Origin of the sequence: Citrobacter freundii complex sp. 2024EL-00216, assembly GCF_043945515.1 — a bacterium.
Lineage (GTDB): Bacteria > Pseudomonadota > Gammaproteobacteria > Enterobacterales > Enterobacteriaceae > Citrobacter > Citrobacter portucalensis.
Window position 1 is genome coordinate 1 of sequence record NZ_JBIMRA010000061.1, and the last position, 1,565, is coordinate 1,565.

Here is a 1,565-nt window from a genome sequence, read left to right on the forward strand (position 1 = left end):
CTATGGCCCTGGTACGAGCGCTGAACAAAATGACGAAAGCAGGTATGCCTGAAAGCGTGCGTATTGCCTGAAAACACAACCCGCTACGGGGGAGACTTACCCGAAATCTGATTTATTCAACAAAGCCTATGCATCCTTTAAAGTGTGGGATTTCGTGTGCATAGCTACGTAACTGGTGAATGTTATTGGGCATTCGGGAATATTGCTGTCTTTAGGTCGATAGCAAGCATCTCTGCTCGCTGATTCAAAGCATCTAACATGAAATCTTTTTTATCTTTTACGGTAACTAGTGAATAGTACGGCTCACTATTCGTACAGGTTAAGCGTGATATTGTAAAGTCATCATGATGAGGTATTAATGCACGATAGTTTCCTTCAGAGATAAACATAAATCGAGCTTTAGGATGTTCGTTAAGCCACATATATTTATTCTTACAAAAGAAAGTGTCTCGTGTGTCATATTCCATGGCTAATCCGTAACCGAATTTGATGATGGAGAATGTCTGAACACTAAATGCAATATATGAAATGTAACCAATAAAAAATAATGGAGCAAAAACAGACATTGAATAGTTAATATCACAACAGGGTGTTGCCTTTACCTTTTTCACCTGTGGAATAATAAGGGTTAAATAAGGGGTGCACATAAAATAAATAGCATAGTAGAAGATAAATATAAAAAGCAAGGCCGTGACTGCTGTCATGAGTTTGTTAAATTTGGTGTCAAAAGGAATATCAAATGAGTTAGAGACTAGCGAGCGAGCAAGATAATATGAAATTAAAGTTACTATTACCCATGAATATTTAACCCCTAGTTTTACTTTTGCAATTATGTTGTTTTCTTTATTATCAAAAGATTTTAAGTGGGATAAAATTGTATATGCAATTAGTAAGGTGGTCATGAAAATTAATGCATTTGGAATGATGAGACTGATATGATCAATAATCTTAAAGGAAATACATGTCAATAAGAATAATAACGACGAAAACAATGCCGCACTTTGCGTTTTTCTATGACTTTTTCGAAGGCGAGTGGCCAGCTGATTGGTCAATTTTTTGTTCCAATAATAATGTATAACTAGCCCGCTTAGGATAATCATCCCCAGCCAAATAACAATTGGGTATACAAGGCCTCTCTGAGGCATGATGACGAGTATTGCCATATAGAAGAATAAAAAATGGGTGATGCCAAGGTTTAATGATTTCCATATTTTTTTCATTGATGTTCTTTTTTATAATAGTGATTCCATTAAAAATATTAGGTTTTTATAACAGATACCAACAACAATAGGAAGATAATTTTGTGATCGTATAAACGAGAAAAGATAATTGCACCGAATCTTCTAGGTGAATCAAAGAGTTTTATCGAGTATGTTCCTCTATTCCGCGATGTCTACTTCTGGAACTTAGCAGACTGCTTTAGGCTGACAGTCCGCTCTGAGCGAAGAGCGGACATTGCTAACAGCATCCTATGTGAATCATTACGATCAAATCAATGACTAGATAAGCACAAACCTGAAAAGAGGCCTACTGACGAAGTAGGCCTGAGTTCCTTATATATTTCA

General features: G+C 36.1%; 2 protein-coding genes. One reads left to right on the forward strand and one right to left on the reverse strand.

Annotation, left to right across the window (positions count from 1 at the left end; translation table 11 throughout):
• On the forward strand, positions 1-71 hold a 71-nt coding region (locus tag ACHHZ7_RS25340; protein WP_223349232.1), incomplete at its 5' end, for a hypothetical protein.
• Positions 72-182: 111 nt separating this feature from the next.
• On the opposite strand, the gene ACHHZ7_RS25345 is transcribed toward ACHHZ7_RS25340, so the two are convergent.
• Positions 183-1,220, reverse strand: coding sequence for a hypothetical protein (locus tag ACHHZ7_RS25345; protein ID WP_395149236.1), 1,038 nt, complete (start codon positions 1,218-1,220; stop codon positions 183-185).
• Positions 1,221-1,565 lie beyond the last annotated feature (345 nt).